Origin of the sequence: Paenibacillus sp. FSL R10-2734 (assembly GCF_037963865.1) — a bacterium.
Lineage (GTDB): Bacteria > Bacillota > Bacilli > Paenibacillales > Paenibacillaceae > Paenibacillus_AQ.
This window is the reverse complement of the sequence record NZ_CP150170.1, coordinates 5,898,861-5,923,678: the sequence shown is the minus strand read 5'-3', so window position 1 is coordinate 5,923,678 and position 24,818 is coordinate 5,898,861. Positions and strand designations below refer to the sequence as shown.

Annotated in this window: 19 protein-coding genes; 16 read left to right on the top strand and 3 right to left on the bottom strand. The window is 45.0% G+C overall.

Annotated features, from left to right (window positions below; all coding sequences use genetic code 11):
- The first annotated feature begins 95 nt into the window (after nucleotides 1-95).
- Nucleotides 96-1,496 (top strand): polysaccharide deacetylase family protein, encoded by a 1,401-nt coding sequence (locus NSS67_RS25690; protein WP_339316560.1) that lies wholly within the window; start codon nucleotides 96-98, stop codon nucleotides 1,494-1,496.
- Nucleotides 1,497-1,671: 175 nt separating this feature from the next.
- Here NSS67_RS25690 and ilvD read toward each other — a convergent pair whose 3' ends face one another.
- Together ilvD and NSS67_RS25680 are read right to left on the bottom strand one after the other, a co-directional pair.
- On the bottom strand, nucleotides 1,672-3,357 hold the full coding sequence (ilvD, locus tag NSS67_RS25685; protein WP_339316559.1) for a dihydroxy-acid dehydratase: 1,686 nt from the start codon (nucleotides 3,355-3,357) through the stop codon (nucleotides 1,672-1,674).
- A gap of 316 nt (nucleotides 3,358-3,673) precedes the next feature.
- The gene (locus NSS67_RS25680) at nucleotides 3,674-4,714 is read right to left on the bottom strand and encodes a fucose 4-O-acetylase (protein WP_339316558.1); all 1,041 of its coding nucleotides are present in this window, start codon (nucleotides 4,712-4,714) and stop codon (nucleotides 3,674-3,676) included.
- 186 nt (nucleotides 4,715-4,900) lie between these two features.
- On the opposite strand from NSS67_RS25680, the gene NSS67_RS25675 reads away from it, so the two are divergent.
- The 5 genes from NSS67_RS25675 (at nucleotide 4,901) to NSS67_RS25655 (ending at nucleotide 9,475) form a co-directional block, all read left to right on the top strand.
- Nucleotides 4,901-5,644, top strand: a complete 744-nt coding sequence (locus tag NSS67_RS25675; protein ID WP_339316557.1) for an alpha/beta hydrolase — start codon at nucleotides 4,901-4,903, stop codon at nucleotides 5,642-5,644.
- A 33-nt stretch (nucleotides 5,645-5,677) separates the two neighbouring features.
- Complete coding sequence (locus NSS67_RS25670) at nucleotides 5,678-6,442, top strand: HAD family hydrolase (RefSeq protein WP_339316556.1); 765 nt, start codon at nucleotides 5,678-5,680, stop codon at nucleotides 6,440-6,442.
- Between the two features lie 33 nt (nucleotides 6,443-6,475).
- Nucleotides 6,476-7,216, top strand: coding sequence for an NAD-dependent protein deacylase (locus NSS67_RS25665; RefSeq protein WP_339316555.1), 741 nt, complete (start codon nucleotides 6,476-6,478; stop codon nucleotides 7,214-7,216).
- Between the two features lie 101 nt (nucleotides 7,217-7,317).
- Nucleotides 7,318-8,322, top strand: coding sequence for an L-glyceraldehyde 3-phosphate reductase (gene mgrA / locus NSS67_RS25660; protein WP_339316554.1), 1,005 nt, complete (start codon nucleotides 7,318-7,320; stop codon nucleotides 8,320-8,322).
- 154 nt (nucleotides 8,323-8,476) lie between these two features.
- On the top strand, nucleotides 8,477-9,475 hold the full coding sequence (locus NSS67_RS25655; RefSeq protein WP_339316553.1) for an aminoglycoside phosphotransferase family protein: 999 nt from the start codon (nucleotides 8,477-8,479) through the stop codon (nucleotides 9,473-9,475).
- A gap of 85 nt (nucleotides 9,476-9,560) precedes the next feature.
- On the opposite strand, the gene NSS67_RS25650 is transcribed toward NSS67_RS25655, so the two are convergent.
- The gene (locus tag NSS67_RS25650; protein ID WP_339316552.1) at nucleotides 9,561-10,427 is read right to left on the bottom strand and encodes an AraC family transcriptional regulator; all 867 of its coding nucleotides are present in this window, start codon (nucleotides 10,425-10,427) and stop codon (nucleotides 9,561-9,563) included.
- Nucleotides 10,428-10,646: 219 nt separating this feature from the next.
- Between NSS67_RS25650 and NSS67_RS25645 the strand changes: the two genes are divergently transcribed.
- From NSS67_RS25645 to ptsG, 10 genes are all read left to right on the top strand, one after another.
- On the top strand, nucleotides 10,647-11,822 hold the full coding sequence (locus tag NSS67_RS25645) for a galactokinase (RefSeq protein WP_339316551.1): 1,176 nt from the start codon (nucleotides 10,647-10,649) through the stop codon (nucleotides 11,820-11,822).
- A gap of 4 nt (nucleotides 11,823-11,826) precedes the next feature.
- A complete protein-coding gene (galE, locus tag NSS67_RS25640; RefSeq protein WP_339316550.1) occupies nucleotides 11,827-12,813 on the top strand; it encodes a UDP-glucose 4-epimerase GalE in 987 nt (328 codons plus the stop codon).
- A gap of 48 nt (nucleotides 12,814-12,861) precedes the next feature.
- Nucleotides 12,862-14,442 carry a UDP-glucose--hexose-1-phosphate uridylyltransferase gene (locus NSS67_RS25635; protein WP_339316549.1) on the top strand — a complete coding sequence of 527 codons (1,581 nt, stop codon included), beginning with the start codon at nucleotides 12,862-12,864 and terminating at the stop codon, nucleotides 14,440-14,442.
- Between the two features lie 232 nt (nucleotides 14,443-14,674).
- Entirely contained in the window at nucleotides 14,675-15,838 is a 1,164-nt protein-coding gene (locus NSS67_RS25630; RefSeq protein ID WP_339316548.1) for an iron-containing alcohol dehydrogenase, read from the top strand.
- A gap of 1,096 nt (nucleotides 15,839-16,934) precedes the next feature.
- A complete protein-coding gene (locus tag NSS67_RS25625) occupies nucleotides 16,935-17,471 on the top strand; it encodes a protease (protein WP_339316547.1) in 537 nt (178 codons plus the stop codon).
- Complete coding sequence (locus NSS67_RS25620) at nucleotides 17,471-19,045, top strand: flotillin family protein (protein ID WP_339316546.1); 1,575 nt, start codon at nucleotides 17,471-17,473, stop codon at nucleotides 19,043-19,045. The genes NSS67_RS25625 and NSS67_RS25620 overlap by 1 nt, the downstream gene beginning before the upstream one ends.
- A 107-nt stretch (nucleotides 19,046-19,152) precedes the next feature.
- Complete coding sequence (locus NSS67_RS25615; protein ID WP_339316545.1) at nucleotides 19,153-19,860, top strand: ABC transporter ATP-binding protein; 708 nt, start codon at nucleotides 19,153-19,155, stop codon at nucleotides 19,858-19,860.
- A complete protein-coding gene (locus tag NSS67_RS25610; protein WP_339316544.1) occupies nucleotides 19,853-21,466 on the top strand; it encodes a hypothetical protein in 1,614 nt (537 codons plus the stop codon). Before NSS67_RS25615 ends, NSS67_RS25610 begins: the two co-directional genes overlap by 8 nt.
- A gap of 130 nt (nucleotides 21,467-21,596) precedes the next feature.
- Nucleotides 21,597-22,466 carry a PRD domain-containing protein gene (locus NSS67_RS25605; protein ID WP_339316543.1) on the top strand — a complete coding sequence of 290 codons (870 nt, stop codon included), beginning with the start codon at nucleotides 21,597-21,599 and terminating at the stop codon, nucleotides 22,464-22,466.
- A 255-nt stretch (nucleotides 22,467-22,721) separates the two neighbouring features.
- Entirely contained in the window at nucleotides 22,722-24,788 is a 2,067-nt protein-coding gene (gene ptsG, locus NSS67_RS25600; protein WP_339320704.1) for a glucose-specific PTS transporter subunit IIBC, read from the top strand.
- Nucleotides 24,789-24,818 lie beyond the last annotated feature (30 nt).

Sequence of the window (24,818 nt, the reverse complement as noted above, 5' to 3'; positions counted from 1 at the left end):
CGTATTTTTTATCTAACTTCACTTGGCCGTATCACGGGTTCTGCTTGCAGACGTAAGGCGAGCCAAAGTCAACTCTGGAAAAGCGAGGAATTCATATGCAGACTTTGCTGCTCTGGTTATTTTATATCTCATCTTTTTATGCTTTTATCCCGGGTATGATTAGCCGTATTTTTGGTTACCGTGTCTTTCGTAAAGGAACTGGGCGAAATGAGTTCGCGTTGACCTTTGATGATGGACCTGACCCTCGATTTACACCATTACTCCTGGATTTATTGAAGAAGTATGATGCAAAAGCAACCTTTTTTGTTGTAGGATCTAACGCCGAACGTTATCCGGAGCTTATTCAGCGGATACATGAAGAAGGACATCTGATTGGAATTCATAATTATGTTCATAAGACGAACTGGCTCATGCGGCCCGCAACCGTCCGTCGCCAGATTCAGCGTACAAATGATATTATCTACAATATTATAGGCGAGCGGAGTACGTATTACCGTCCACCATGGGGTATTGTTAACTTGTTTGATATTTCAAAACGTCGCCAAGTTGAAATTGTTCTTTGGTCGGTAATGTTTGGAGATTGGCGCGAGAAGCTTGGAGCGCAGCGGCTCACTGAGAAAATGCTGGCTCGATTAAATCCCGGTGAAGTGATGCTGCTGCATGATAGTGGCACAACGCTGGGAGCCGATCCGGATGCACCCGAGAATATGCTGGTAGCCCTTGAACTTACGTTGCAGGAGGCGCATAGAAGGGGATTACGCACCATTCGAGTTGATGACATGATCAAGATGGCGGAGAAGTCACCTATTCGGCGCTTATCCTTTGGTAAACGAGTAATAGTAGGACTCTGGTTGGCTTGGGAGCAGGTATTTCAAGTGATTTTCCAGCTCAAGACGATTAACCCAGCCGATCCATTTATGCATTATCGAATGCGTAAATATCAGGGAGAGCCTGTTGAACTCGGTGATGGAACCCTGCTGAGTAAAGGCGATAAAGTCATTGAGCTGCATATTGATAACAGACAATTATTCGAATTAGGCATTCATTCTCGTTCTTCTGCTCAACTTGCGATTCGAATGATTCGCAGAATGGAGAAAGGGTTGCCAATGCTGGCAGAAGTCATTGCCAAAGATATAAACCTCGCGCAAGCCAAAGCGCTTTATGGAGTTAGCATGATTAACCGTGGGCCAGAGAAATTCGGCTTTAGTGTACATGATTTGCCGGATGGTATATTCGCACGCTCCACTAAGTTTTACTTAAAGATCCTGTTAAGTGTGATTCATCCAGATGGTGGTGCTAGGCTCAAGGAGCGAAGTGAGGTCCTTGTACCGAAGCTAATCCTGATGCCTGTCTCAGAATTGCTCAAGAAGATGAACCAGCAACTGCCTCATGATGAAAGGTCAGTAAGGAAACGTAAACCGCAACAAGAGGAAGCGTTGTCACTTAATGATTCACTTACAGAAGTGGAATTACCAGGAGCAACAGTAACCAATTGATTCATGACATTATTTATTTATCTTATATTAGATCGGTAATGTAGATGTCCCACAAGCCAGAGATGGTGTGTGGGGCATCTTTTTGGTTTCCAATAAAAAAGAGCAGTCCGACCAAAGATTATCTAAGGTGGACTGCTCTTGTATGCTAGGAAAAATTATTTACTCGGTTTGCTAATTAAATCTTCAGTACTGCACCGTTACTTGCGTTGGTAACCATTTTGGAATAGCGAGCCAGGTAACCAGTCTTAACTTTAGGCTCAAACTCTTTCCAGCCTGTACGGCGAACCGCCAATACTTCTTCGTCAACCAGCAGTTCAATCTTACGGTTGTTGAGATCTAGTTCAATGATATCGCCATCTTCAACAAAAGCGATTGGGCCGCCTTCAGCAGCCTCTGGAGAAATGTGACCGATGCTGATTCCACGGGAAGCCCCCGAGAAACGTCCGTCTGTAATCAGACCAACCTTAGCACCCAGACCCATTCCCACGATTTGCGAAGTAGGGGCTAGCATTTCCGGCATTCCCGGTCCACCCTTTGGACCTTCATAACGGATAACGACTACATGGCCTTCTTTAACCTTACCGTTTGCGATACCTTCGAGTGCAGACTCTTGGGAATCAAAGCAGATCGCAGGACCTTTGTGATATCCACCTACAGAAGCATCAACTGCACCTACTTTAATGATGGAACCCTCTGGAGCCAGGTTGCCGTAAAGTACGGCGAGACCGCCTCTTTCGGAGTAAGGGTTATCGATCGTATGAATTACGGAAGTATCTTGGATTTCATGTCCGGTTACGTTCTCGGCTAATGTTTTGCCGGTAACCGTCATACATTCTCCGTACAGAGCGCCCGGTTTCTTCAGCAGTTCATTCAATACGGCACTAACGCCGCCTGCGCGGTCCACATCTTCAATGAAAATATCGGATGCCGGAGCCAGTTTCGCCAAGTAAGGAACACGGTTAGCAACTTCGTTAATGCGTTCAAGCGGATAATCGATACCAGCTTCTTGAGCCAACGCAAGGGTGTGTAGCACCGTGTTGGTGGAGCCACCCATTGCCATATCCAGCGCAAAAGCGTTATCGAGGGATTCTTTAGTTACGATATCTCTTGGTTTAAGGTCTAGCTTAATCAATTCCATCAGTTGAGTAGCGGATCTGCGTACAAATTCTCTGCGCTCATCAGCTACAGCTAGGATGGTACCATTACCTGGCAATGCCAGTCCAAGTGCCTCTGCCAGACAGTTCATGGAGTTCGCGGTGAACATTCCCGAACAAGATCCGCAGGTAGGACAACCGAATTGTTCTAATTCAAGCAACTCAGCATCGTTGATTTTGCCGACTTGGTGAGCACCTACACCCTCAAATACCGAGGTAAGGGAGAGCTTGTTACCTTTACTGTCTACTCCGGCTTTCATTGGGCCACCGCTTACGAACATGGTTGGGATGTTGACACGCAGTGCGCCCATCATCATACCCGGTGTGATTTTATCGCAGTTAGGGATGCAGACCATGCCATCGAACCAATGCGCGGAAACTACAGTTTCCAAGGCGTCAGCGATGATCTCACGGCTTGGTAGTGAATAACGCATGCCGATATGTCCCATAGCGATACCGTCATCTACGCCAATCGTATTGAATTCAAAAGGAACGCCGCCAGCTTCACGAATCGCTTCCTTAACGATCTTACCGAACTCTTGAAGATGCACATGACCTGGAACAATATCAATATAGGAATTGCAGACCGCAATAAACGGCTTTCCGAAATCTTCTTCTTTTACTCCGGCTGCACGCAGGAGACTACGGTGTGGAGCACGGTCAAAGCCTTTTTTAATCATGTCTGAACGCATTTTCTTGGCTGCCATAATGATATTTCCCCCCTAAATAAATTGCAATAAATATAGTGTCGCATTAACGCAATGAACTCCAAAGACCTGCGTATATACGGTTTATAGAATGAACGGGGACGAGCTTCCTAGAGAAGAAGGGCGAAGCCGTTTCTATAAAAAATGCCGCTGTTTTGGTATAAACGGTTTCCGCCTATAAAGAACGGAGAAGTCATTGTTATTAGTGAGTCTATCACAAAGAGCTCGTTTTTTCTACCGAACAGTGTGAAGTTTCTCTTGAGGTGGTCGACCTTAATAGAGTATAAAAAAACCTATCCGCTAGGGGATAGGCCACTTATAATGAGCGTCGTAAGGCAACACGCTGCAGGGTAATCATCCAACCGACTGAGGGTTCAACAATAGGATGCATTAGTCTTTTTACACTTGGTTGGGCTAAGAGAATGGTTAGTAAGATTGCAGAAAGTACCAATAAGAAGGCACCTAAGGGATGGTTAATATAGGAGTACAGGCCAGAAACAGCGGCAGAACGAACGATAAATCCATGAAGTAGAAAAACATACAACGTACGGGAACCCCAGTCAGTCATCCGGCTGAGCGAGTAAGGAATCCACCCCATAAACGCTAATGCAGCAGTAATTTGCAGACCGTAAACGGCAAGACGATATATTCCTGCGTACCATTCTTGAAGCCCAAGCTGCATGTAGGTCATGCTTCCGTAAAGCCAGCCTATCGGCAACTCAGATCCCCAAGCTCCAAACAGGATAAATAGAAGCATGGAGACTGCGGCAGCGGTGATTTTAATCCATTTTTGAAAGAAGCGGGAAAAGGACTGAAACGAAAAATGATAACCTAATACGAAGAAAGGCAGGTATACAAAAGTACGGCTAATGCTGAACCATACGCCATCGAGCTGTAGGTACCCAACGGCAATCCCAGAGGCGACAGCAAAAATGAATTGTGCGGTAGGCGTCCATTTACGGATCCCGGTCATAAGCAAACGCCAGAAAGCATGACTTGCCAGAAACCATAAGAGCAGATAGGGGGCGAAAAAGGAATGATGGATACTCTGTACCTGAAATATGGTCGCGTCTAGCACAGAGTATAGGCTTTGAAAAATAATGTACTGCAATCCAATTTGCATGACTATGCGGCGGCCTGGCGTACCTGTGAGGTGTTTATTGGCAAAAAAACCGGTGACGAGCACGAAGAGCGGCATATGAAAGCTGAAGATCCACATATATAAGCTATGCAAGCTGTTCATCGATCCAATCAGAGGTTCTATAGCATTTCCAATGAATACAGTGACAATAAGCAAAAACCGTAAATTCAGAAAAAAAGTCTTCCCACGCGTGTCTAGCGAGATTTCCCCTGCCATGACTTCCCTCCAAGGACGCTTAATGCTTTAATTTTAAAATACGAGATTTTCTTCAATTTAATTGTGAATTAACTCACTAATGTAAGCGTTATCATCACTGTTAATTGTGGCGATGTGTTGACGGTTGTTAGAACAGAGGGTTTCTACTATAATTTTCTTATATGCAGTAACATCCGGGAGTGGAGCATGTTGAAGAAAAAAATAACAAAACGACGTATCGGTTTAATTGTACTAATCATTCTTGTTGTAGCCGGCTTGCTGTTATGGAAATATTTAACCCCTTATGCTCCGGCTGAAAAAGCCGAAACAGCGCTAATTTCAGGTGGTGGGGTTACAGTCGAACAGAATGCCAATTGGATCGCCTTCGAGCCTTCGATTACAAAAGGTGCAGCGGTTATTTTTTATCCGGGGGGGCTGGTGGAAGCAGAGGCTTATTCCCCATTGGCGAAAAGTGTTGCTGCTGCGGGGCATCCTTTCTATATAGCCAAAATGCCGCTTAACTTAGCGGTAACAAAGGGTGATGCCGCTGATGAGATTATTCGTGTGCATCCTAAGCTTTCTTTTGTAATAGGTGGGCATTCCCTAGGGGGTGTCATGGCATCGAGGTATGCGGCGGAGCATTCGGACCAGCTGGAAGGTGTGTTTTTTCTAGCCTCCTATCCCGATGAACAAGGCAGTCTAAGAAACACTACTTTATCTGTATTATCAGTGCTGGGCACTGAAGATCAGGTGGTTGACAGAGATAGCTACAGTAAAGGTCGCTCCTATCTGCCAGATAATACGGTTTATAGTTCAATCGTCGGTGGAAATCACGCTCAGTTTGGAAGCTATGGACCACAAAAAGGAGATGGGAAAGCAACCATTTCCGAAGAAGAGCAGCAAAATGATACAGTGCAAGCCATGTTGGATTGGCTAGGGAATCTTAGGTAGCCTTTGGTCTTTCCAACAAAGGGAGGGAGATTTATGCCATTATTACATATTAACGACGAGTGTATTCCTTGTTCAGGCATATTGTTCGACAAAGATGGCACGTTATTGGATTTATTAGCCACATGGGGGAATTGGGCCGAGCTTGTACTGCGTGGAATGGAAGATCAGCTTGCGATTATGGGAACCGATTTTATTGTGGATCGGAGTAAAGTGCTTGGTACACAGCATGATGCTGCGGGTAAATTGATTGGCTATGATCCTGCTGGTCCGCTCACTATGGCTACAGAGGAAGAAAGTTATGGTGTACTCGCATGGCAGCTGTACACTGCGGGTGTGCCTTGGAATGAAGCATTGACCCGTGTAAAAAGTATAGCTAAGGATGCGATGTATGAATTGCGCAAACGCCGCATGGCCCAACCTCTAGAAGGGCTTCATCCCTTTCTGGAACAGTGCGCTGCTGCATCGCTCAAGCTAGGCGTTGTTACTTCAGATGGTGAAAAGACCACTCAGGAACATCTGGATTGGCTTGGTGTTGCACATTATTTCGATTCGGTAGTTACAAGAGACAGAGTATTAAACGGAAAACCCGCACCTGAAATGGCTGAATTAGCCTGCCGGGAGCTGGGACTTTCGCCTGAAGTGACGATTATTATTGGTGACAGTAATGCAGATATGCAATTGGGTAAAGGTGCGGGCCTACGTCTCGCCGTTGGAATCTCAAACTTGGGAGATAATAAGCACTTGATTGACGCAGATGTAATTATTTCTAGCTATAATGAGCTACGTATCACCTACTGATCAGCCTATAAAAGGAAGGATGTGCTATTTAGCATGGATCAATTGCAGACACTAGCTTCTTGGATCAAAGACAGTGATAACATAGTTTTCTTCGGTGGCGCAGGAGTAAGCACAGAAAGCGGAATTAAAGATTTCCGCTCAGCAGCGGGCTTATACCAGACGCAGCACAATTCGCCTTATCCACCTGAAGTGATGCTGAGCCACACTTTTTTTATGTCCTCGCCGGACATTTTTTTTGATTTTTATCGTAGTAAAATGATTCATCCGGAGGCTCGTCCGAATGGTGCGCATCAGCTACTTGCGGAATTAGAACAGCAGGGCAAGCTTAAGGCGGTTATTACGCAAAATATTGATGGCCTGCACCAGCTGGCCGGCAGCAAAAATGTACTTGAACTGCATGGTTCGATTCATCGCAACCATTGTATGGACTGCTCACGTTATTACGGACTGGAGCAGCTGCTACAGATCATTGAGAGCGTTCCTCGCTGCCCCGAATGTGGCGGTATAATCAAGCCGGACGTTGTCTTATATGAAGAAGAATTAGATCATTCCGTGCTAATAAGCGCTGTCGAAGCGATAGCAGCTGCAGATATGCTCATGATTGGCGGCACTTCTCTAACGGTCCAGCCTGCGGCTAGTCTGGTCACTTATTTCCGAGGCAGACATACTGTGCTGCTAAATGGCGACCCGACACCCTTTGATGATCGAGCGGATCTTCTGATTACAGATCGTATTGGGAAAGTACTCGGAAGTGTTAAGGATCTACTTGTTTAGAAGGGATAATGGTTTGTCGGTTGCCAGATTATTATTGCGCTCAGTAGTTTAAAGATATGGTAGATGCTGAAGTAGCGCGTAATGAGAGGCAGGGATAAGCAATGGTATATGTAGCAAGCAATAAGCGGTATGAAGAAATGCGTTATAACCGTTGCGGGAACTCTGGTCTTAAACTTCCGGCAATCTCATTAGGATTATGGCAGAATTTTGGTGGAGTGGATACTTATGAGAATGGCAAAGAAATGATCACTCGTGCGTTTGATCTTGGAATTACCCATTTTGATCTAGCCAACAACTATGGACCACCAGCAGGTTCAGCAGAAGACCTCTTTGGTAAAGTGCTTGCTAGTGATATGGCTCCATATCGAGATGAAATGGTGATTTCGACAAAAGCAGGGTATAACATGTGGCCCGGCCCTTATGGCGAATGGGGTTCGCGTAAATATATGCTGGCCAGTTTGGACCAGAGTCTGAAGCGGCTTGGCTTAGATTATGTAGATATTTATTATTCTCATCGGCCGGACCCGGAAACACCACTTGAAGAAACCATGCAGGCGCTGGACCATGCTGTGCGTTCCGGTAAAGCACTGTATGTTGGATTATCTAATTATAATGCAGAGCAAACGCTCGAAGCTGTTAAAATCTTGAAAAGTCTAGGGACGCCACTCCTCATTCATCAGCCGAGTTATTCTATGCTCGATCGCTGGATTGAGGGCGGTTTACAGGATGTTCTGGAACAGAGCGGAGTTGGCAGTATCGCGTTTACACCTCTGGCCCAAGGGCTGTTAACCAATAAATACTTAAATGGGATTCCTGAGGGATCAAGAGCGGCCAAATCCTCTGCCTCATTAAATGAGAGCCGGATTACACCGGATGTACAGCGTAAGATCCGCGCGCTAAATCAGCTTGCTGTTTCAAGGGGTCAAAGCTTGGCGCAGCTTGCACTAGCATGGACACTCCGTGACGGCAAGGTTACTTCAGCGCTTATAGGGGCTAGCAAAGTTAATCAGATTGAAGAAAATATAGCAGCACTTAAACACTTGGAGTTCTCGCAGGAAGAATTGGATCGGGTGGAGATCATTCTTAAAACGGAGAACGGAACGTGATTGATTACGACGTGATTTATTAGTAGCGAGTTTTTCCGGGAAATCAACGTCTACTCAAACAAGCTATCCATAACCGCGGAAGCCTTGGGCAAGAAAAAATTGTCCTGAGCTACCGCGGTTTTTTATAGCAACCATGAAGGGAGGAGATGTATCAATGGAGTTGCATCAAGATGAGAACAAGGTGAAAGAGTGGACCGAAGCCAACTCGCAATCTTTAGGGTTAAATAGATCGAAGATTGAGGCTAAGTATATTTGGAACCCTGGAGGGTTTGTAAACCAGTCTTATCGCATAACGGACGGTCAAACCATTCGCCATTTAAAACTCTCGCAAGAACAAAAAGCAACAGGACTTAAACAGTGGGTAAAGATCAGCGAGCATTTGACTAATAATTACAAGGCTCCACGGTTGATTAGGGAGATTGCTCAAGAAATAACACCTGGTTATTCTTATGGTTTAGTATTTGATTTTATCGAAGGTAAACCATTAAGCTCCATTTCCGATCCAATGCCAGTGATTGAGAAGGTTCTGAAGTCACTTCATCAATTACATGCGGATACAGAGATTAGGATGGCAGTTGCAAGTGAGGATAAGGACTACAACTATGCCGCCGCATTTACTGACGAATATATCACTCGATTTGAAGAAGATTTACAAATCATTAGAGCGGAAAAGCATTTGCTGGACTTCGTAACGGAGGAAACTTTAGATTGGTTCGATACGGAAGTGGAAGCATTGCGAATAATGGTTAGTCAGCACCCTTCTTTTCAGAAAAAGGCGACCGACATCGTACACAATGATATAAATTGGCAGAATGTCTTAGTCGATGATAGTAATGATTGTTGGATCATTGATTGGGATGACTTAACGGTATTTGGAGACGCTGCAATGGATTATTCCGTACTTGTATGGCCGATCTATAAATCAAAGGATTGGGATTATTGTAGAGACCTGGTTATTGATTTAGCAGGCCATGCAATATTGGAACGGATGGAGATTTATTTTAGAGCGAAACTCCTTGATGATGTGATTGATGTCCTCGCTGACTATGTTGATGCCGAGCATGTGCCAGAACTGAAAGAAATGGCTCAGAAAAGGGCGAAAGAGATACATCTTCGTGCTTACCCCGAATATCTGAGTCTATATGCAAGATAACCTAAGCTAACTGAAGGGTTGCTTAACAAAGGGATTCATATATTGGACTTGTCTAATATATGAATCCCTTTTGCGCTGCTTTCTCTTATTGATCTTGTTTCTTTACATGTCTTGTCGTTGTGAGCCGATAAGCGGTGGGTGACTGAGCACAAAAACGTTTGAATTGGCGCGAGAAATACAAGGCGTCAGTTAGTCCAACGGATGCAGCTACTTGCTCGACAGACAGCTCCGGTCGTTCACGCAGCAGTTGTCTAGATTTCTCAATACGCAGCTTCAGCAAGTACGTTACCGGAGATAACCCAGTCTCTTGCTTAAATACACGGGATAGATAGGCCCGGTTATAGCCAAGGGTATCACACATTTGTTCAATGGAGACCGGATGGGCGTATTGAGAGGCCATGTAATGGATCATTTGCTTCACAGTACGTTTAACCTGTGATTCTGCTCCGGGAAGACGGGAGAAGGAAGAAAGCAAGTCAGCGGCTTCGCCTACAATGAGGTAAAGATACCCTAGAGAAGTCAGGTGGGCACTTTCTTTGTTTGCTTTGAAGGCTTGCATGATACTGGATAGGGCGCCTGGGATGCCGCTCTCATCCGTTGTAGTCACAACAGGTTTTTCTGGTGTGAAGCCTGTCTGCAACACAAGAGCGTCAGCCTCACTCCCAGTAAAAGCCGCCCAGCGATAGCACCAGGGTTGATCCTTATCCGAGATATAACTGACCAATTGTCCTGGATGAATAAGGAAACAGTCACCTTTGCCCAACACATATTTATGATGTTCTGTACGGAAAACACCTGAGCCGGACTCTATAAAGTGAAGTAAATAATAATCGTAGATCTTAGGACCAGCCTGATGGTTAGGAATCGTCTGACTCTGACCTGCAAACAGTACATGAAGATTTTGATTATCGTAATACACGGGATTGGATCCTACGGAATAAGTATGCTCCATTTGGGACAGCCTTTCTTGTGTTATTGTCATTTAATGGCTTATAGTTTAGGGTATATTAAATATTTGTGTAATTATTATATTATGGGAAGTCACATTTATCCATACATTACACACATGATTGCATTATCAGAGGATAACTGATTCTATTATAATGAATACATAAAGAACGCTTTTACTAATTCCCACTGGCTGAAGCAGCGAAAGGATGGAGTGGCATTAATGAGCATACAAGAACTTAATAAGAAATTCATCGAAAAGTACGGGGTAAGCGAGCAAGAAGCTAAGGTGTTTTATGCACCAGGGCGTGTCAATCTCATTGGAGAGCACTTGGATTATAACGGTGGATACGTGTTGCCAGCAGCTTTGGAATTCGGTACAACTTTGATTGTACGTCCACGTAGTGACAGCAAAGTGAATTTTGCATCCACAAATTTTCCTTATGAAGCTTCTATTGATTATAGTGAAATTGGCAAGTCTAAAACTGGAGAATGGATTGACTATCCGGTTGGAGTAATGGTTGAACTGGATAAGAAAAATACACCAGTGTCCAAAGGTTACGACCTGCTATTCCATGGCGATATTCCGAATGGCGCAGGCTTGTCTTCATCGGCCTCTCTCGAAGTCGTTACTGCTTATGCTTTCCTCACACTTGAAGGCGGGGACACAGATACCGTTGAGATTGCACTCTTGTCCCAACGTGCTGAGAATCAATATGTAGGTGTGAACTCCGGAATTATGGATCAGTTCGCAGTTGCTAATGGCAAACGTGACCATGCGATCCTGCTAATGTGTGATACGCTTGAATATAATCTGGTACCTTTTATCACGGGTGCTTACAAGTTGGTCATCGGCAACACGAACAAACGCAGAGGACTTGTAGATTCCAAGTACAATGAGCGTCGTCAGCAGTGTGATGAGGCCTTGGCTATTTTGCAAAAAGAAGTTCCTTCACTAACTTATCTGGCACAGCTCAATCGTGAACAGTTCGAAGCTCACCAAGATAAAATCACAGACGAAGTTGTTAGACGCCGTGCCCGCCATGTTGTGGAAGAGAATCAACGCGTACTAGATTCCGTTGAGGTATTAAAGAACAATGATCTGAAGCAGTTTGGACAATTCATGAATGACTCACATGCTTCCTTGCGCGATTTGTATGAAGTTAGCTGTGAAGAGCTGGATATTATGGTTGAAGAAGCACAGCGTATCCCGGGTACACTCGGTTCCCGTATGACTGGCGCAGGTTTTGGTGGCTGTACTGTATCCTTGGTACATGAAGATGATGTAGAACGTTTTATTCGTGAAGTTGGCGAAGCATATACCACAAGATCTGGTTTGGTTGGCGAGTTCTATGTTTGCGGCATCGGTAATGGTGTCCAAGAATTGAAGGGAGTGTAATCAGATGGCGATTTTAGTAACAGGTGGAGCAGGGTATATTGGTTCTCATACTGTGGCAGAGCTGCTGGATCGCGGCGAAGAAGTAGTAGTCATCGACAACCTGATAACAGGGCATCGTGAGGCGCTACTGGGCGGCAAGCTATATGAAGGAGATCTGCGTGATAAGGAGCTGCTTGGTAAGCTGTTTGCTGAGAACGAGATTGAGGCAGTCATTCATTTCGCGGCGAGCTCTTTGGTTGGTGAGAGCATGAAGGACCCAGTAAAGTATTATGACAACAACGTATACGGCACACAATGCCTTTTGGAAGCTATGCAAAAAGCTGGCGTGAATAAAATCGTATTCTCGTCGACAGCTGCAACCTACGGCGAACCGGAAAAGGTGCCGATTGAAGAAACAGACCGTACCGAGCCAGCAAACGTATACGGCGAAACTAAGCTGACCATGGAACGCATGATGGCTTGGTTTGACAAAGTACTGGGTATCAAATACGTGGCACTACGTTACTTTAATGCTGCAGGTGCCCATGCTAGTGGCAAAATTGGTGAAGACCATCGTCCAGAAAGTCACTTGATTCCGCTGGTATTGCAAACCGCTTTGAAGCAACGGGAGAGCATCGCAGTTTTCGGAGACGACTATCCTACTGAAGATGGTACATGTGTACGCGACTACATCCATGTTAGCGATCTGGCTGATGCCCATGTTCGTGCAGTAACTTACCTGCGTAGCGGAAGCAGCAGCAATATTTTCAACTTAGGAAATGGACTTGGCTTCTCGGTGAAACAGGTTATCGAAACCTCGAAGAAGGTTACTGGACTTGAAATTCCAGTTGTCATTCAGGAACGCCGTGCTGGAGATCCGGCTGTATTGGTAGCTTCCTCCGACAAAGCGCGTTCTATCTTAGGATGGAACCCTCAGCATGCTGACTTGGAAAATATCATTCAAAGCGCCTGGAACTGGCATTCGGCCAATCCGCAGGGGTACGGAGAATAAGGGGTACTCGCTTACTTGAGCTTGAGACCCTACTTAAGGAGAATTAAAATGCACAACGAGAATAATGGTACTCCTGCTGGGCACAAAGCCTTGCATGCGATTGAGCAGCTTGTTCTGTTCGCACTGCGCCAGCAGCTCATAGCTCCAACAGATGAAGATTATAGCCGTAATGTGCTGCTAGAACAATTCGGATTTAGTGAGCCGTACGTTGGCGAGATCGATCAAAGTCCACTGGAAGGTCCACAGGTTCCGTTGGATGCACTGATTGACTATGGTTTTGAAATCGGATTGATTCCGGAAAATAGCGACACTTACCGTGACTTGCTAGATGCTAAGATTATGGGACTCCTAATGGCCCGTCCATCAGACGTGAATGCTGAGTTCAATCGTTTAACTGCTGAAAAAGGCATATCCGCTGCTACTGACCGCTTTTATAAATTAAGCATAGATTCCAACTATATCCGGATGGACCGGATTTCCAAGAATGTATACTGGCTGCAAGATTCGCCTTACGGTGACATCGAGATGACAATCAATTTGTCCAAGCCTGAGAAAAGTCCGAAGGAAATCGCAATGGCTCGGTTGCTTCCGCCGCCGGTCTATCCAAAATGTCTGCTATGCCGTGAGAATGTTGGGTATGCGGGACGGGTTAATCATCCGCCGCGTCAGAACCTGCGTGTCATTCCACTACAGCTGAATAATGAGAAATGGCTCTTTCAATACTCGCCATATGTTTACTACAATGAGCACTGTATTGTATTCCATCATGATCATGTGCCAATGAAGCTTACCAAGGATACCTTGAAGCGGCTGCTTAGCTTTGTGGAATCTTTCCCGCACTATTTTATTGGCTCAAACGCAGACCTGCCGATTGTTGGCGGATCAATTCTGACGCATGACCATTTCCAAGGTGGACGTCACACCTTCCCTATTCAGAAAGCGCCTAAGGAAGATACCTTCACGCATGCATCTTATCCGGGTGTAAGCATTAATATCGTAAAATGGCCTATGTCCGTATTGCGATTGAATGGGGAAGATCCTACGGTACTGTTAGAGTGTGGTAATGCGCTTTACGAAGCTTGGAAGGCTTACAGTGATTCCGATGCTGAAGTGCTAGCTTTCAGCGAGGTTGATGGTGAAGTACAGCGTCATAATACCGTTACTCCTATCGTTCGCCGTGCGGAAGATGGCAGCTTCGAGATGGATCTTGTACTGCGTAATAACCGGACTAGCGAGCAATATCCTGAAGGGATTTTTCATCCCCATCGGGAGATGCACCATATCAAGAAAGAAAACATCGGCTTGATTGAGGTTATGGGACTCGCGATCTTGCCGGGTCGCCTGAAGGAAGAACTCGATGCGATTGCGAGTATCCTTGCAGGAGATCAAGCACGGTTAGAAGCAGTGAAGAATGATCCTAGTCATCCACTTGCGCAGCATGCAGCTTGGGTTCAGGAGCTTGTGGAGCGTTTCGGAATGGCATTACAGCATGATGAGGCCGTCAAGATTGTACAGAACGAAGTCGGCATCAAGTTTACACATATTCTTGAACACGCGGGTGTCTACAAACGGAATCCGGAAGGGCAAGCTGCTTTCCGTCGTTTCGTGAAGAGCTTCGGCGCGTTGTAAGGTTGGATTAGGGATGTCCTCAAGCCTATGGGCTTGAGGCGTCCCTTTTTTTAGGTATCAGAAAGTATAATTTGGGGTCCCCGCAAAGTACCTGAGTATGCATCGAAGCAAAGTACCACTTTGTGGGGATATTTGAAGGGCTAGAAGCTACTCCATTTGAATGCAGCTATTCAGAGGTTTATAATACGAGGGAGCAAGACATTTCTGAAATAACCATTGGAGGTTTACACATATGCGTAAATTTGAATTTTATAATCCGACCAAGCTGATATTTGGAAAGGATACTCTGGAAGCTTTGAAGACTGAGGTTCCTAAGTACGGTAAGAACGTACTGTTGATGTATGGTGGCGGTAGTATCAAGCGTAGCGGTCTGTACGATAAAGTAATGGCTGAGCTGAGTTCTATAGGTGCAGCGGTGACTGAACTCTCTGGAGTAGAGCCTAATCCACGTCTTTCCACCGTACATAAGGGCGTAGAGCTATGTCACGAACATAATATTGATCTCATTCTCGCGGTAGGCGGCGGTAGCGTGTTAGATTGCGCTAAAGCAGTCGCTGTTGGGGCGAAGTATGAAGGCGACATGTGGGACTTTGTAGAGCGTAAGGCAGCCCCTCAGGGCGCTCTCCCACTCGGAACAGTGCTGACGATGGCAGCTACCGGATCAGAAATGAATAGTGGCTCAGTAATCACGAACGAAGTGACTAAGGAGAAAATGGGCTGGGGCAGTGTACATGCATTCCCGGCATTCTCGATTCTTGATCCAGAGAACACCTTTACTCTGCCACGGGATCAGACGGTCTACGGAATGGTGGACATCATGTCACATGTTCTGGAGCATTATTTCCATACCGACGGTAACACAGCGGTACAAGACGGCTTCTGCGAGACTTTGCTGCGTACTGTAATCGAAACAGCACCGAAGCTTATTGAAGATTTGAATAATTACGAGCTACGTGAGACGATCATGTACTGCGGCACAATGGCACTTAACGGTATGGTTAGTATGGGGTTTGCTGGAGATTGGGCGACTCATAATATCGAGCACGCAGTATCGGCCGTATACGACATTCCACACGGTGGAGGCCTGGCGATTCTGTTCCCACAATGGATGAAATATAATCTTGATACGAATCCTGCACGTTTCCGCAAGCTTGCTGTAAATGTGTTTGATATTGATCCAGCGGGCAAGACTGATGAAGAAATAGGGTTGGAAGGTATTGAAGCTCTGCGTAGGTTCTGGGATTCTATTGGTGCACCGAAGACACTCGGTGATTATGATATTGATGACAGCGAGATCGGAAGTATGGCTGATAAGGCCGTTCGTTTCGGACCATTTGGTAATTTCCGCAAGCTTGAGCGTGAGGATGTAGTTGAGATTTATAAAATGGCTCTTTAAGTAGAATCATCTACGAAAGAAACAATCCGTCTTTATTCTAGACGTCGAAATAGAACGTTCAGGGAAGCGATTCTCCCGTTATGGGTGAATCGCTTCTTTGCGTTTATGGGTCTAGTGTGGCTCGTCTTACTCAACCACTCCTCAAACTCAACCACTCCTCAACCACATCCACACCTACTCCTCAACTACACCCACACCCAGCCACAGCCAGATCCAGATCCACAGCCACAGCCACAGCCACACCCTCAAATTCTCAGGCACCGCCCTTAACCCTTCAGCCCCCCTGAGTCTTACGGACCCAGTTGACGTTATTTGCAAATTTTTAGCCTTTTGAGCAAGTTTTCGGACACCAGAGACACTATTCCATCAAAAGTGCCTCATATTTGCTGTTTTTCATGCCAATAGAGGCTATGCGGTCCGATAGAACTCCAAATGTGGGATAAAGCAGCGAATAAGACCCGCTGAGTCCGATAGGCCGAGTCGTAAGCATCATCTTCGTGCGTGAGAATGTTACCTAATCAAACTAAGAGTTGTAAGATCCCCTCACTACTGATTCCTCTTCCTATATACGTCTTACGGACCCAGTTGACGTTATTAGCGGATTTTCAGCCTTTTGAGCAAGTTTTCGGACACCAGAGACACTATTGCTTCGAAATTGCCTCATATTAGCTGTTTTTCATGCCAATAGAGGCTATGTGGTCCGATAGCATTCCAAATGCCGGATAAAGCAGCGAATAAGGTCCGCTGAGTCCGATAGGCCGAGTCGTAAGCATCATCTTCGTACGCGAGAATGTTCTTCAAACCAAGGTTTGTAAGGAAATCTCACTGGCTCCTCAATCCTCACCTTTAACGATCGTAATTCAACAAAGGTTTGAGTTTAAATCAAGTAACGTCCCAACAACAATCAGTGCTTCAGCAACTATGGGTCGGCTTTTAAGACAACCCCTCGTATGTAATAAAAAAGTGCTTATGTGAGCAAGCTTATCCTCTGAATGGAACTTTTCTGGCTAAATATCCAAAGTTTGTGAAACCAATGACCTACTTTGTTCGTTTAAAGTATTATGACAGTCCTGAAGGAAGACAGGAGGAAATAAAAATGCAAACGCTGTATTTAGGCTGTTTGGCGCTTGGCGTCATTTTTGCCATAGTCAGCGTCCTAGTGGGAGATGTGATCGGGAACGCCCTGCATGGGGTCTTTGATTTCGTATCCGTTGATTTTGTGAATCCCACCGTTCTAGCAGGAGGAATAACCGTGTTCGGCGGAGCGGGCATTCTTCTTACCCGTTACAGTGATTTGGAAGCTGGGCCCATCGCTGCTTTATCTTTGTTAGCTGCTGCCTTTTTGGGTGTGCTTATGTATCTTGGGGTGGTTAAGCCCATGCATAAGAGCGAAATGTCGAATGGTTTCTCTATGAGCGAACTGCCCGGCAAAATCGGGGAAGTTACAGTTCCTGTTCCTGCTAAGGGATATGGTGAGATTATGGTCAAATTTGGCGCAGCCAATAGCTTGCATACAGCAGCAAGCTTTGAGGATGAGCCTCTCCCAGCAGGTGTTAAAGTTGTTGTAGTGGATGTTAGAGAAGGCGTTGCCTGGGTTTCAGAATTTGAGAAGAGAAGAGGAGTGGATCTTTAATGTTCGGAATTCCTGATTATTTGTTAATTCCAGCTGTTGTTGTCGCTGTTCTGTTTGTGCTAGGGATTGCTTTCTGGGCACGTTACAAAACGGTAGGACCAGATGAAGGGATGATCGTAACCGGTTCGTTTTTAGGGAGCAATCATATTTCCGACGATGGATCTGGACGTAAAATAAAAATTGTGCGTGGTGGCGGTGCGTTTATCCTCCCAGTATTTCAGAAGGCTGAATTTATGTCACTCCTTTCTCATAAACTCGATGTGACAACTCCAGAAGTATACACCGAGCAAGGTGTACCGGTAATTGCTGACGGGGTTGCGATTATTAAGGTGGGCAGTTCCACTGAAGACGTGGCAACAGCCGCTGAGCAGTTCATGGGGAAGCCGATTGAGGCGCTGAAGAGTGAAGCTCAAGAGGTGCTTGAGGGGCACTTACGTGCAATACTAGGTTCCATGACCGTTGAGGAAGTATACCGTAACCGTGACCGTTTTGCACAAGAGGTTCAAGGTGTGGCGGCACGTGATCTTAAGAAAATGGGTCTGCAGATTGTTTCCTTTACCATCAAGGATGTACGTGACAAACATGGATACCTGGAAGCGTTAGGCAAGCCGCGGATTGCTGCAGTGAAGCGGGACGCAGAAATCGCTGAAGCAGAAGCTGTGCGGGATGCGAGAATTCAAAAGGCGAACGCTGAGGAGCAAGGGCAAAAAGCAGAGCTGCTGCGGGATACGAATATCGCCGAAGCCTCCAAGGAAAATCAGCTTAAGGTAGCTGCCTTTAAACGGGACCAGGACACGGCGAAAGCGGAAGCCGATCAGGCTTACCATATTCAAGAAGCACGTGCGAAGCAGACCGTTGTTGAAGAGCAGATGAAGGTTGAGCTGGTGCGTAAGGAACGTGAAATCGATCTGCAAGCCAAAGAAATTCAGGTTCGTGAGAAGCAGTATGATGCAGAAGTGAAGAAAAAAGCGGAAGCGGATCGTTACGCGGTAGAGCAAGCGGCGGAAGCGGATAAGGCGAAGAGAATGCGCGAGGCGGACGCATTGCAGTATAGCATCGAGACGCAGGCAAAAGCTACTGCGGAGCAGAAGCGCCTTGAAGGTCAGGCGATGGCGGATGCGGAGCTGGCAAAAGGTACAGCGGATGCCGAAGTTATCCGGTTGCGCGGTCTAGCGGAAGCAGAGGCCAAAGAGAAACTGGCGGAAGCGTTCCAGAAATTCGGCGAAGCAGCGGTGCTCGATATTATTGTCAAAATGCTGCCTGATTTGGCTGGCCAAATCGCGAAGCCGCTGGCATCCATTGATAAGCTTACCGTTGTAGATACTGGTAATGGTGAAGGTGCAGCTCGGGTCAGTAATTATGTGACTCAGCTGATGTCCACCGCTCCTGAGATGCTGAAGAGCGTCTCTGGTATTGATGTAGAGGCCTTGATCAAAGGGCTGACCAGCAGATCCACAGGGTCATCTGGAAGCAAGGCGGTTCCAGTCGCTCCCGCAGTTTCCCTACAATCACCAGCAGCCACAGGGGGAGTGAGCAAAGCTTCAAATACTGTGTCTGAGCAACCTGAGGAATAGTTAAAGCAATAACTATAGAATCATTTAACTTAAGGTATGTCCGGTGATGCTGCTGGGCATACCCTAAGTTTTATATATGAGCTATAGAATAGGAGAGGTGCGCGATATTGCAGCTGATTTTAGATCATATCCACAAGAGCTTTGATGGTAAACAAGTAATTAAAGGTGCAGACTATACCTTTGAAAAAGGGAAGATTTACGGTCTGCTCGGACGGAATGGAGCAGGTAAAACCACACTTTTTAATTGTCTGAGTGGTGAGACCCAAATGGATAGCGGCGCTGCCTTTATTGGTGAGAAGGATAGTATCCTTCCGCTTCGTGACGAGGACATAGGATATGTATTTTCTCTACCCATCTTGCCTGAATTTCTGACAGGTTATGAGTTCGTAAAGTTTTATATGGACATTAATCATGAGAAGATCGATCCGAATAAAAGCATTGAAGATTATTTTTCCATTATTAAGTTTGAGGAAGAAGATCGGCACCGATTGATTAAGGGCTATTCTCACGGGATGAAGAATAAAATTCAAATGCTTTGCTTTATCATTACTCGCCCGCCATTGATTTTACTAGATGAGCCTTTAACTTCTTTTGATGTTGTTGTGGCTCTTGAGATCAAGAAGTTGCTGCGTGAGATGAAGCAGGATCACATCATTATTTTTTCTACGCATATTTTGCAATTAGCCGCTGATTTATGTGACGAGCTGGTTATTCTTAATCATGGAACCCTTCAAGAAATTCCACGTGAGACCCTGCAAAGTCCAGAATTTGAGGAGCAGATTATAGCTTTACTTCAGGATGGCAACAATGATTAGGACACTTCGCAGCATCCAGAGGATTCGAGGTTCGTCCGGAGCCAATCGGCTGATTTACTATTTCAAAAAGCTACCTGTGCTTGGCAAACTTTTAAAAGGTGATATCTACTCCAATGTTGCACTAAAACAAATCTTCGCTGGGATTGTACTCGTACTGAAGGTATTGTGGGGATTTTTAAATAAGTTCGCCTATTTGGGAATTGTGATATATTTGCCGATCGTTCTTACAAATAAAGAATTGCCGCTCGCTGAACAGTATGCATTGTTCTTACATATCTTTATAATTCTGAGCTTTATAGTGGCTGCGGTTTCTAATGTATTTATTTTGGAGCCCAAACGGGATAAATATATATGCGTGAAGCTGATGAGGATTCCGGCTAAGCAGTATATGCATGCAACGCTTTTGCTAAAGGGCCTAACCTTCTTTATTTACTATGTACCGGCATTAACCGTCTTTGCGGGAATTTTCGAAGCACCCCTGTGGCATGGCGTATGGCTTACACTACTGTTAACGGCCTGGAGAATAGTCACCGAGGCGCTGAATCTTTGGTTTTTTGACAAAAAAGGAATTGTGTTAGTTAAAAAGATGAGCTGGGTATGGTCGGTGATTGGACTAGGTGGCCTACTTGCCTATGTGCCTCTTTATCTGGGGTATGCTTTTGTAAATGATTCGACAGGATTTAGTGTCCCAGTAAGCCTTGTGATTGTAGTACTTGGCGGAATTGCAGCTGTGTATATTGGAAAATATCCTAACTATCGCAGCGCTGTAGATGTTGTTACCAAGATCGATGATCCACTGCTGGACATGAACCGGATGATGAAAGAGGCGAGGGTGGCAGAAGTCCAGACCAAAGAGAAGGACTTTTCGTCGGAAGAACTTAAGGGGAAAGCATTTCAAGGAAAGACTGGTTACGCCTACCTGAATGCTATTTTTTTCTCCAGACATAAACGCTTGTTGATTCAACCCATCAAGAGACGGTTAACCATCATTGGCGTGCTCTTTATTGTGGCAGTCCTAATTATGTTCATATCACCGGAGAATTCGTCCAAGTTTACAACATATCTGCTTAGTGGACTACCCTTTTTTGTATTTATAATGAATTACACCTCTATAGGTGAGCGAGTGTGCAAAGCGATGTTTTACAATTGTGATTTAAGCTTATTGCGCTATGGCTTCTATCGTGAACGAGCTGCAATTCTAGACAATTTTAAAATACGCCTTATTAAATTGAGTGGGCTAAATCTTATTCCTGCTGTTGCCATATGTATCGCATGTACTCTTCTGTTTCTACTCTCGGGTGAAGATTGGGGTTTGCTGGATGCGGTGATCTTTTGGGTAACGATCCTTTGTCTTTCCTTGTTCTTTTCAGTGCATCACTTGTTTATGTATTATATTTTTCAACCTTACAGCACGGAGCTTAATGTGAAGAATCCATTCTTTTTTATCGTAAACAGCATTGTATTGGGGCTTAGTGTGGCTTGTATCGGATTCCCAAGCGCATCGTCAATTTTTACGTTAGTTGTTCTTGCAGGGACTATTGCTTATATGGTTATCGCCGTGACATTGGTGTACAAGTTCTCAAGCAGAACCTTTCGGGTAAAATAGAACGCAGAGTGTTCTTCTAATATCGGAATGTTGATGATATGATGGTAGCGAAGAGTTTTTTAATCGTACCGTTTCATGTTGCGTTTGCTGCTTGGAAGTCAGGTGTTTAGAGATAAAAGAGGTGGCAAATATGAGTAGCATAACTGTAGCAAAGGTGTTAAATAACAACGTTATCATTGCGGACCATCCCCAATATTCCGAGGTTGTAGTTATTGGTAAAGGGATAGGGTTTAATCGAAAATTGCATGATCAGATTAATCTATCCTCCGTGGAGAAAATGTTTATTCTTCGCAGCCAAGAAGAGCAAGAACAATATAAACAACTTCTTCCCCAAGTGGACGAGAAGTTGATTGAGATCGTACATGAAATTCTGTTATATATTATGCATAGCAGTCGTCAGCCACTTAATGAGCATGTTCACATTGCCCTTACTGATCATATCTCATTTGCTATACGGCGTTATGAACAAGATATCCCTATTCATAACCCATTTCTATACGAGACTAAAGAGATTTATCCCGAAGAGTACAAGATGGCAGAGTATGCGATTGAGCGGATCAATGAAGGCATGGGTGTGGAATTGCCCGTGGATGAAGTAGGATTTGTAGCTCTGCATATTGTTAGCGCGCTTAGTCATAGACAGCTTTCCGAGGTCAGACAGCATTCCCTTTTGATTGGGGATTTGGTCGGAATCGTAGAGAATAATCTAGAATATCGAATCCCGCGTGATTCACTTGATTATTCCCGTTTGGTGACCCATCTGCGTTTCGTTCTTGAAAGGCTGCGTCGTGGTGAATCCGTAAGGGAGACTTCTACACTGGATGGTCTAATGAAGCGAGAGTATCCCGAAATGTATTCATTGGCATGGCAATTAACTAAGGTTATCGAAAACCGAGTGCGAATTCCTGTGTACCCAGCAGAAGTAAGCTATTTGACAGTTCACCTTCAACGTCTTGCCCAAAAGAAAGAGGATGAATTGGATATGGAGAATGGTAGGTAAATCTTAAAAAAAGCTTGTCACTTCTAAAAAACGGTGCTACAATATCCGTGTCCTAATTAAAACAGAATACCAACGTGTAACTGATTCGATCAGGCATGAGTGATTTACAGAATTTTGGTTGTTAGACCCCATCTTGGGGTAATCTAACCTTAGTGTTAGAAAACAACCTTCATACTGTATTGCTCATGCCTTTTTTGGCATCTGTTTTAACTAAAAAGCTGATAAAAATCTGATTAATGAAAGGAAGTGACCATGATGTTCAAAAAGCTGTTCGGTGTTTTACAAAGAGTTGGTAAAGCACTAATGCTCCCAGTAGCCATACTGCCAGCAGCCGGTCTGCTCCTTGGAATAGGAAACATGCTGGTAAACCCCGATTTTCTACAATATGTTCCAGCACTGCAGAACGATGCGGTTCAGGCAATTGCTAACGTATTGATGAACTCAGGGCAAATTGTATTTGATAATCTATCCTTACTATTTGCCGTGGGTGTTGCGATCGGTTTAGCCGGGGGTGAAGGAGTTGCAGGTCTAGCCGCTATTATCGGTTTCCTCGTGATGAATGTTACGATGGGTACTGTAATTGGCGTCAATGATTATGTCCTGAGCCAAGGTGATTTCTCCTATGCTAGTGTATTAGGGATTCCAACACTGCAAACAGGGGTATTTGGAGGTATACTTGTCGGTATATTGGCTTCGGCCATGTACAAGCGATTCTTCAAAATTGAGCTTCCATCCTATCTAGGTTTCTTTGCAGGTAAACGTTTTGTTCCGATCATGACGGCGGTGACGGCTTTGATTCTCGGTCTGGTATTGACCTTGGTTTGGCCGCCAATTCAGCACGGTCTGAACTATGTATCACAGAGTATGATTGATACGAATAAAACGCTCGCTGCGTTTATCTTCGGAACGATCGAACGCTCGTTGATTCCTTTTGGTCTGCATCACATTTTCTATTCTCCGTTCTGGTATGAATTTGGTACCTACGTAGATAAAGCAGGAGAATTGGTACGTGGTGACCAACGGATCTTCATGCAGCAACTTCGTGATGGCGTAGAATTCACAGCAGGAACATTTACAACAGGTAAGTATCCTTTCATGATGTTCGGTCTTCCAGCAGCTGCTTTGGCCATCTATCATGAAGCTAAACCTCACAATAAAAAGATTGTCGGTGGTTTGATGCTTTCCGCAGCGTTGACCTCGTTCCTAACAGGGATCACTGAACCACTTGAATTCTCATTCCTGTTCGTGGCTCCATTGCTGTTCGCTGTACATGCTGTGTTTGCTGGTTTGTCCTTTATGACCATGCATATCCTTAATGTTAAGATTGGTATGACTTTCTCGGGAGGCTTTATCGATTACGTGCTCTTCGGTATCATTCCGAACCGTACGGCTTGGTGGCTCGTAATACCAGTAGGTCTTGCCCTTGCTTTAATTTACTATTTCGGATTCCGTTTTGTTATTCGGAAGTTCAATCTGATGACACCGGGTCGTGAAGACGATACGGACGAAGCAGATGATACGAACACTGAATCAGTTTCTAAAGCTGGTGATGATCTACCTCGAAACATCTTATCCGCATTGGGTGGTAAAGAGAACATCACTCATCTGGATGCTTGTATTACACGCCTTCGTGTTGAGGTTAAAGATAAATCAGGTGTGGATAAGAATCGTCTTAAGAAGCTAGGTGCATCAGGCGTGCTCGAAGTAGGTAATAACGTTCAAGCGATCTTCGGCACACGTTCAGATACAATCAAGAGTCAGATTCAAGATGTAATAAGCGGGAAGACACCTGCAGCTTCAACGGCTCCAGTAGTTTCTCCACAACCTGAAGAAGAGAAACAGGCTGGTGAAGCTGGTGAAGCAATTATTAAAGAAGATATCGTTTCTCCGGTAAATGGTGAGCTAGTGGATATCACTGAGGTTCCTGATGCGGTATTCTCCCAAAAAATGACGGGTGACGGTTTTGCTTTCCTATCCGATGATGGGAAGATTGCTTCACCGGTCTACGGTAAAGTATTTAACGTATTCCCGAGCAAGCATGCCATCGGTATTATGTCCGATGGAGGCAAGGAAGTGCTCGTTCATATCGGGGTCAATACGGTTAAGCTTAAAGGTCAAGGTTTTACGGTTCTAGTTGAAGAGGGTGACCTTGTATCTGCTGGACAGCCGATTATGGAAGTGGACTTGGAATATGTAAAAGCACATGCACCATCTGTAATGTCTCCTGTTATTTTCTCTAATTTGCCAGAAGGCTCTTCCGTAACCTTGAAGAAGCCAGGCAAGGTATCCATTGGGGATAAGGATATTATTACAATTCAGTAAAAGTAAGGGCTAACGCTTCCTTTATTCATT